General features: G+C 32.5%; 1 protein-coding gene. It reads right to left on the reverse strand.

Annotated elements, in window-relative coordinates:
- A partial coding sequence (locus CD113_RS01860; protein ID WP_142380894.1) for a transposase occupies window positions 1–659 on the reverse strand: 659 nt, incomplete at both ends.

Here is a 659-nt window from a genome sequence, read left to right on the forward strand (position 1 = left end):
AGTCTTATGAGATTTCTCATTAGGCTGCTTTCTTAGTTTGTAATAATAATCGACGACATGATTATCATAATGATGTTGTCCCTTTAAAATATTCATAATCACCCAAAACAATAGTCTTCTCGCTTTTTTATTACCACGTTTGTTGATCGTATCTTTACTAGATGTACCACCTGATTGATATCGTTTGATATCAATACCTACAAAAGCATTGAGCTGTTTATGTGATCTGAATCGTGTAATATCACCAATTTCTCCAATAATCATAGCTGCACTCAACTTACCTATACCTGGTATCGAATGAATATTTTCAAAACAATCGAGTTGTTGTGCTAATTGAATCATGGCATTATCTAATTGTTTAAGACGCTCGATAGATTGTTTTAATTGTTGAATAAGCAAACGTACTTTTTCAACTAGAAACGAATGTCTATCGACATTGGGATAGCTTTCCGAAGCAATATTCACTAGTTGATGTGCATATTTTTCTGCTTTATTCATTGATAGACCTTTATCTGTAGAACTGAATATATGAGTAATAAGCATATCCATACTTATATCGGCAACCATGTCTGGATGAGTAAATATTTCTGCGATGTTAAGTGCGATGATTGAATATCGACTACTAAATAAATTTTCTAAACCAGGAAATGTCTGATGTA

Origin of the sequence: Staphylococcus simiae (assembly GCF_002902085.1) — a bacterium.
GTDB lineage: Bacteria > Bacillota > Bacilli > Staphylococcales > Staphylococcaceae > Staphylococcus > Staphylococcus simiae.